7 protein-coding genes are annotated in these 8,603 nt (G+C 42.5%); 2 read left to right on the forward strand and 5 right to left on the reverse strand.

Annotated features, from left to right (window positions below):
- A partial coding sequence (locus tag ACP45E_RS12645; protein ID WP_277815703.1) for a rhodanese-like domain-containing protein occupies positions 1 to 679 on the forward strand: 679 nt, incomplete at its 5' end.
- Positions 680 to 771: 92 nt separating this feature from the next.
- Here the strand turns inward: ACP45E_RS12645 and phaC are convergent.
- The 5 genes from phaC to ACP45E_RS12670 form a co-directional block, all read right to left on the reverse strand.
- Positions 772 to 2,592 carry a class I poly(R)-hydroxyalkanoic acid synthase gene (gene phaC, locus ACP45E_RS12650; protein ID WP_017033626.1) on the reverse strand — a complete coding sequence of 607 codons (1,821 nt, stop codon included), beginning with the start codon at positions 2,590 to 2,592 and terminating at the stop codon, positions 772 to 774.
- 61 nt (positions 2,593 to 2,653) lie between these two features.
- Complete coding sequence (locus tag ACP45E_RS12655; protein WP_017033627.1) at positions 2,654 to 3,001, reverse strand: phasin family protein; 348 nt, start codon at positions 2,999 to 3,001, stop codon at positions 2,654 to 2,656.
- A gap of 87 nt (positions 3,002 to 3,088) precedes the next feature.
- Entirely contained in the window at positions 3,089 to 4,312 is a 1,224-nt protein-coding gene (locus ACP45E_RS12660) for an acetyl-CoA C-acetyltransferase (RefSeq protein WP_017033628.1), read from the reverse strand.
- Positions 4,313 to 4,322: 10 nt separating this feature from the next.
- Entirely contained in the window at positions 4,323 to 5,063 is a 741-nt protein-coding gene (locus ACP45E_RS12665; RefSeq protein WP_017033629.1) for an SDR family oxidoreductase, read from the reverse strand.
- A gap of 770 nt (positions 5,064 to 5,833) precedes the next feature.
- Positions 5,834 to 7,093, reverse strand: coding sequence for a DEAD/DEAH box helicase (locus ACP45E_RS12670; RefSeq protein ID WP_017033630.1), 1,260 nt, complete (start codon positions 7,091 to 7,093; stop codon positions 5,834 to 5,836).
- A gap of 367 nt (positions 7,094 to 7,460) precedes the next feature.
- On the opposite strand from ACP45E_RS12670, the gene ACP45E_RS12675 reads away from it, so the two are divergent.
- On the forward strand, positions 7,461 to 8,603 hold a 1,143-nt coding region (locus ACP45E_RS12675), incomplete at its 3' end, for an aromatic amino acid transport family protein (protein WP_069585071.1).

Genomic DNA, 8,603 nt, shown 5'->3' on the forward strand with positions numbered 1-8,603 from the left:
AACCGCTCTTCCGATCTCTGCGATTTGTAAGATCTTTGACCTTGCAATTGCATCTACTGGTAAAAACGAGAAGCAGCTTAAACGCGATGGTATTGACTACGAGAAAGTGTTCGTTCATACGGCAAGCCATGCTAGCTACTACCCTGGCGCAGAAATCGTGTCATTTAAAATGCTGTTTGATCCAAAAAATGGCAAGATTTTGGGTGCTCAGGCCGCTGGGAAAGACGGTGTCGACAAACGCATTGATATCATGGCCGTGGCGCAGAGAGCAGGAATGACTGTTGAACAACTTCAGCACCTTGAATTGACCTATGCTCCCCCTTACGGCAGCGCCAAAGATGTCATTAACCAAGCCGCTTTTGTTGCTAATAACATCATCAAAGGCGATTCAACGCCCATTCACTTTGATGAGATTGATCACCTCGATGACACACAAGTATTGTTGGATGTACGTAACCCTGGCGAGCTACAAAATGGCGGATATATCGAAGGCGCTATCAATATTCCTGTTGATCAACTTCGCCACCGCATGAGCGAATTACCGAAAGACAAAGAAGTCGTCATTTATTGCCAAGTCGGGTTACGCGGTAACGTTGCGTATCGTCAACTGGTTAATAATGGCTACAAAGCACGAAATTTGATTGGTGGCTTCCGTACTTACGCATTCGCTAAGTGCTAATGACTAAATAGCTAATATAAGTCATTAAACTCGATAAGGTATTTGAACGCCGCAGCCGCGATGTTCAAATACCCTTTCATCGCAGTAGGCATCTAAGCTGTCTCTGCCTGTTCTTTCTCTGTTTTACTCTTACCATCACTAACCGATTCAACGGGAAGGACCTGTCTGACATATTTCCCTGGCGCAACACTAATCACAGGGTTGTTCGCTGAACCTTGCCCAAACGGTTCTACTTGCTCTTCTGGATTAAAGGTCATTAGCCATTTATGCCAATGTGGCCACCAAGACCCTTCCGAACGAGTGGCGTTCGATAACCATTCATCAGCAGAATCATCAAGATTGTCATTTAACCAGTACCCATACTTGTTTTTACTAGGATGGTTAACGATGCCCGCTATATGCCCAGATTCGCCAAGCACAAAGGTCTTATTACCGCCAGATTTTAGAGCACCACGATACGTCCCTTGCCATAAGGCTATATGGTCTTCCTTCGCAGAAATGAAATAGCTAGGCACTTTGATCTTATTAAGATCAATCCAAACTCCACCAATCTTAACCCCTTTATCTTGAACCAATTTATTTTCCAAATAAAGTTGTCGAATGAGGAAGTTATGACACGGTGCTGAAACGTTTGTGCTATCGCTGTTCCAATAAAGCAGATCAAAATCGACTGGGCTTTTACCTTTTAAATAGTTCTCAACGTAATAGTTCCAATACAAACTATTTTCTCGAAGCAAGCTGAAGGTCACGCTGAGTGATCTTCCATCCATATAGCCCTTCGCGTTATTTTGTATTTCTAACGCACTGACGATCGTATCGTTAATATACGCACCCACTTCACCCGGTTGAGAGAAGTCGAGTAATGTAGTGAAAAACGACGCTGATTTGATCCGCTTCTTCATTCTTTTGGCCGCATAATACGCAACCGTTGAGGCTAGTACGGTTCCGCCGATGCAATATCCCGCCGCATTAATCTGTTCTTGACCCGTGATATCCTCAATTGCAGACACCGCTTTGACAACGCCTTCCGTTACGTAGTCACCGAACTCCACATTAGATTGTTCTTTACCTGGGTTTCGCCACGACATCATGAATACCGTGTGCCCCTGCTCAACAAGCCATCGCATCATTGAATTTTTTTCGCGCAAATCCAAAATATAATATTTGTTGATGAATGGAGGAACAATCAACAGTGGCGTTGCGTTCACTTTTTCTGTGAGTGGTTTGTATTGAATAAGCTCGAATAACTCATTCTTAAAAACGACATCACCCGGTGTATTAGCAACGTCATCGCCAATACGGAACGCGTTGTTATTAGTCATGCGAATCTTCAAAATGTCCGCACTAGACTCTACATCTTCACGCAGTTGATCTAAGCCAGCTAATAAGTTTTCACCATTCTGTTCAATAGTGAGCTTGAGCAGTTCTGGATTGGTCGCGATAAAATTACTTGGCGAGAGTGCATTAATGGCTTGGCGAGAAAAGAAAATAATGCGTTCTTTGGTTTTCTCATCAACACCTTCAATGCTGTTAATGGTATCAAAATAAGTCTGGCTAAAAAGTAAATACGACTGTTTTATGAAGCTATAAAATGCATCGTTTTTCCACCCCTCATCTGAAAAACGTTTGTCGCCTTTTTCTTCATTGACCAAGCTTTGTGTATTGCCGGCCAACGCGACGTTTTGCCAGATTTTGAGTTGTTGTTCCCACCACTGAGTTTGCATTTGCAGTAGAGCAGTAGGTTGATTGACCGCTTGTTCAAAGAACTTAGCAGAGTCTTCAAAATTGACTTCTTGCATGGCTTTGTTGAGGGGGGTGTTCACGGCTTCCTTGCTTAATTCAAGATCTTGCCACCATTGCTGATTGGTTTCTTGGAGTTTTACAAGGTAGTCCGAAAAGAAGTGTTGGAACATGGTTTCTACTCCTATCTTCGGAAAAAAGCCGCCTTAATCAAAGGCGGCAAAATGGACTGTGTTATGCAGGAGTCACTGTTTTTAGATTTTCCGAGGTCATCTGTTCAACATCGTCTTTGAACTCTTTCGCAATCGCCTGTAGCTTGCTGCTGTCTTCGGTGAGTTGTTGAGATAACTTGGTTAACACAGCAAGTTGCTGGCCGTTAAATGCAGTCAATGATGTCACATCACGCACTTCCGTTGCGGCCTTCATTTGAGTCATACCCATCTCACTGTAGGTACGAATCGCATTAAGTTGTAGCTCAGTAAGCACTTCAACATTTTTTGTCATTAGCTTATTGAACTTTAGATAAGGCTGAAGTGATTGCTCAGTTTGGTCTGTGAATGTTTTAAAGAAATCTGTATACATGGTCGTTCTCCTAGATAAATAAAATATTCGGTTTAATCACTAAATGGATTTAACTACGCTGATTTAACTAAACTATGCTGATTTAACTTAACTTTGTTGATTTAGCGATGCTGACTTAACGATGACTGCTGTCCCCATACCGCCCCCAACACATAAGGAAGCAGCACCGTACTGGCCACTTCTTCGGTTGAGTTCATGGATAAGAGTAACGAGAATACGATTGCCCGATGCTCCTAATGGATGCCCAAGTGCAATGGCTCCGCCGTTAACGTTTGCGTTGTCCAAGATCGAAGATACCGACACTTGATGCTCTTTCGCTAATGAATGCACCACACCTAAAGCTTGCGCGGCGAACGCTTCATTGAGCTCAAACAGATCGATGTCCTTGAGTTGAAGAGCTGCTTTACTTAACGCCTGAGACACCGCCTCAACAGGACCTAATCCCATGATTTTCGGGTCCAGCCCAGATTGCGCATAACTGGTAATTTCAGCGATTGGTTTTAGATCGTAGGTGTTAACCGCGTCTTCAGAGGCCAGAATCAATGCACTCGCCCCATCATTGATTCCAGACGCATTTCCTGCAGTGACACTGCCTTCTCGGTCAAAAGCAGGGCGGAGTTTTTCCAATCCGCTCAATGTTGCCGTGGCCTTTGGATATTCATCCGTATCGAAGGTAACGGTTTCCCGACGCTTTTTTACATCTACAGGGGTTATTTCATCTTTGAATACGCCTGCTTCTATGGCTGCGATGGCTTTTTGCTGGCTGTTCAGCGCAAACTCGTCTTGTTGCTGGCGGCTAATGCCGCATTCTTTGGCAACATTTTCCGCCGTCACCCCCATGTGGTATTGATTAAACACATCCGTCAGACCATCTGATATCAGTAGATCGGTCATGTTCAGATGCCCCATTTTGTGACCATCACGAACTGACGAAGGGACGGTAAAAGGAATTTGTGACATCACTTCAACACCCGCTGCAACGACGATCTCAGCATCGTCAGAGCGAATATGAGACACCGCATCCATGACTGATTTCATACCACTACCGCAAACCATGTTTAGACTATATGCAGGGACACTTGTGGGAAGACCCGCAAATATGGCCGCTTGACGCCCAACACTCATGCCTTGTCCGGCGCCAATGACATTACCAACAATCACTTCATCCACGTTTTGTGGTTGAACATTTCCAGCTTCTAACGCACTTCTGATAGCGATAGATGCAAGCTTACCTGCAGATATCTCTTTTAAACTTCCACCAAACGATCCAATTGGTGTTCGTTTCGCTGCTACAACAAATACTCTTTTCATAATGCTCAACCTAACTCATGTACAATCCGCCATTGACTGACAATGTTTCACCAGTAATGTATGCCCCTGCATCGCTTGCCAGAAAACTCACCGACTCCGCAATCTCTTCCGGTGTCGCTAAACGTTTCATCGGAATTTGTGACTTAATTGACTCAAGAACTTCTGGTTTCATTTGCTGAACCATGGGGGTTGCTGTGTACCCTGGAGCGACTACATTAACGGTCACGCCACTGCGAGCCCCCTCAGCCGCAAGTGCTTTTGAAAATCCAATCATTCCCGCTTTAGCGGCTGAGTAATTGGTTTGACCAAATTGGCCTTTAAGCCCATTAACAGAAGAAATATTGATGACTCGACCTGAGCCTTTTTCGCACATTGGCGCGAACAGCGGTTGGGTAACGTTAAACAAACTATTGAGGTTGGTTTCAATGACGTCACGCCATGCATCCAACGTCATTTTTTTGAATACACTGTCTTTCGTTATACCCGCGTTATTGACCAAAACATCGATGGTGCCTTCCTCTTGTAAAAGATTACTGAGGCGCTCGGCGCACTCCGCGGCATTCGTCACATCGAGTTCAAATAACCGGACCTGATCGTCATTGAATTCTTTTTCTACAAACCAGTCCAATGCACACTGATGATTGCCAGTATAATATGTTGCTATTACACGGTAACCATCGCTAACCAGTTTAGAGGAGATCGCGGAACCTATTCCGCCTTTTGATCCGGTGATCAAAGCGAGCTTTTTCATTGAGGGACTCCATTCTTAACAGCAATATTAAAGCGTATATAAAATGGCACTTTCAAATAAGCACCAACTAACGTAACAAATACTATAATTCTTTCTTAATTGAAGAATCTTTCTACTTATTTAAACTAGACTCCTTATATTACAATACAAATATTTTTTCATTTAATAGGCATAATTTTGAACAAGATCTCACCACAAATGTAATGTTAATTTATCGTTAACATCTATAAGTGCATGATTTTATAATATATTACGTACTCTACAGACAAACCAAAATGTAATTAAGTCATTGATAATAAGGGGCTTATAAATTTTACAATGGAAATGCAACCAGATGTAAATAGAAACATACTGTTAACAATTTAATGTTATTTTCGATTTGCATATAAGTATCAAGTCGTTTATCGCAGTAGGAAACGTAGATTTACCATCAATAAAACAATGGGTTAATTCTCCATTCATTATTTACATTTTTATTAGTCGCAATGTCCTTAAGAAACATCGAATACAGGTTCCGATAAGAATAATTATATTTATAATTAAATCTATCGGTAATTGGATATTACCGGTTCAAAGTTTATCGGTCTTTAGATAATGTTATTTTTATTATTAATCATCGATATCGAATCAAACACCTATTACTAATAAAAATATAGATTGAGACTTATGGGTAAATGAGGGGGGAATGGGTAAAATGAGAAAGGTAGATATATTCCAGCCAACTTATATATAGGTTAAGTTGGCTGGGGTTTTTGAATATTTTAAACGTTTTATCTACGTTTTCCTCTTCCCGCATGTATTTTTAACTTTGCTTTCATCTTTTGCTTTTCAGACGAACGGCCTCGTTTGGATGGCGCATGCGCATTATCTATTGGATCGTTGAGGCTAGGCTCAAACCCGTTTAACCATTCCTGCGGTAAATGGGTATCGAGTAGATCTTCTATTGCTTTAAGCAAATACTCTTCATCTCGACTCATTAACGAGACGGCTAAGCCTGTCGCTCCTGCTCGCCCCGTACGACCAATACGATGCACATAATCTTCGGCTTTATACGGTAAATCGTAGTTAACAACTTGAGGGAGCTGATGGATATCAAGCCCTCTTGCTGCTACGTCCGTAGCAATAAGAGCGCGAACTTTACCTGATTTAAAATCATCTAGTGCTTTTTGCCTTGCGCCTTGGCTCTTATCACCGTGAATCGATGTCGCTTTTATGCCATCGAGTTTAAGTTCTTTCACTAACGCATCTGTCGCTTGCTTAGTTTTGGTAAAGACCAACACTTGCTGCCAGTTTTTTGAACCAATCAGGTACGCAAGCAGTTCACTTTTGCGCTTCTTATCCACTGGATACACCATTTGCTTGACGGTCTCGGCGGTACTGTTAGCTGGTGCTACTTGTATTTCTACGGAATCAGACATCATTTTGTTGGCAATGGCTTTGATTTTCTGATCCAATGTTGCCGAAAAGAACAGAGTTTGGCGTGCTTCATTCATACGCTTCAAAATACGCTGGACATCAGGCATAAAACCCATATCTAACATCCTATCCGCTTCATCTAAAACAAGTACTTCGGTTTGACTCAGCACGATATTTTTACAAAATAGGTGATCGATAAGTCGCCCCGGCGTAGCGACCAAAATATCAGCGCCTCCCTTCAAGTTCGTGGTTTGTACATTCATGCTCGTTCCACCATAGGCAGTCACGATTTTTAAACCAGTTTGGTCAGCATAATGAGTGACATTGTCAAAAACCTGCTGGGCCAATTCTCTAGTGGGTACCAAAACGAGCGCTCTAATGACTCGGCTGTTTATTTCTCTTGTCAGCGGTCGATCTAAGAACTGCTGAATAATGGGTAGCGAAAAAGCGGCTGTCTTTCCTGTGCCTGTCTGCGCACCGGCTAGCACATTTTTTTTTGCTAACACATGAGGGATAGCCTGAGCCTGAATCTCTGTCGGCTGGCTAATTCCTAGCTGATTGACCACATCAACGATTTTATGAGAAAGCCCAAGATTTTGGAAAGATAGCGTCATGTTTTTTACCTATTGTTAAACTGGCGCGGATTTTAACAGAATGCCTAAATGAAAGCAGGTAATTATGTTTACGGTCTCGCTGTACAGAGTTGTTGTCCTTAGCGGTTGCCTTTCGACATGCCACTTAACTTTATAATGTTACTTTACTTTATAGCGTTACTCCGAACCGACGAAGATGACGCAATAATTACTCAAATATTCCGAATGTACATTTTAATTTACATTCGTGGATTTAAAACCTTACAAAACACTTGATTTGCAGACTTAAAAGCCACAAAATCTTCAACTTATGAACGCAGAATCTGTTATTTGTTCGAATCACAGTATTCTTCGCTAGATGTTAAATAACGTAAATTTAAGTGTACACATGACAGATTCAAAGATATTTGGTAGTACTTTGATTATTGCCGGTACCACGATTGGCGCAGGCATGCTTGCGCTCCCTATCGCATCCGCAGGCATTGGATTCTCAACTTCACTCATCATAATGCTGAGCCTTTGGCTTTTAATGGCTTTCACTGCACTATTGATGCTTGAACTTCATCAACACGCCGATAGCAATGCTACGCTGCATAGTTTGGCCAAAAAAATATTGGGGAAAAAAGGCCAATGGTTGACAAGCTTTGCTATGTTGTTTCTTTTCTATTCTTTGTGCTCAGCCTATATCGCAGGTGGCGGTGCTCAGTTTGGTGAGCGATTAGCCTCTTGGTCTGGAACTGACATTAACGCTCCGTTCGCGACGGTACTCTTTACGCTCATTGTGGCAACGATTGTTACGTTTGGAACAAGCACGGTAGATAAAGTGAATCGCGTTTTGTTTATCACAAAGCTGGTTGCTATGGTCGTCGTTCTTGGATTTCTTGCGCCAAATGTGACTCAAGGATACCTGCTCAGTATGCCCATTCAACAGGGTTTCATTGTTGCGGCAATACCGGTTATTTTTACCTCGTTTGGTTTTCACGGCAGTATCCCTGCGGTGGTCAATTACTTGGATGGTGACACTCGCTCGTTACGTAAAGCGATTCTCATTGGCTCGTCGATCCCTTTAGTTGTCTATATCTTCTGGCAAATCGTTACATTAGGGGTGATAAGCCAAGATACTCTGATAGAAAACACGGGATTATCTGCCCTTATTAGCGAGCTTGCCGTAACGGTACAGCAATCCAATATTAGTCAAATAGTTGGGATATTCGCAGATTTAGCGCTACTGACGTCTTTTTTGGGTGTAAGCCTTGGCTTATTTGAGTTCCTGGCTGACTCCGTGAAGGGTAAAGCAAAAGAAGGAAATCGATTTTTTTCAGCCATCATTACCTTTGTACCGCCACTTGGTTTTGCTCTTTTCTACCCACAAGGCTTTATTATGGCGTTAGGTTACGCCGCTATTGCCCTTGCTGTACTGGCTATCTTCCTACCTGTTGCAATGGTGTATAAAGTTAGACAATCTGAGCACTACCAGTCTGAGTACCAAGTGTTTGGTGGTAAGCCAGCCCTTATCATGACCGGTATGGTT

The sequence above is a fragment of the Vibrio genomosp. F10 str. 9ZD137 genome, assembly GCF_049974785.1.
In the GTDB taxonomy this organism is placed as follows: Bacteria; Pseudomonadota; Gammaproteobacteria; order Enterobacterales; family Vibrionaceae; genus Vibrio.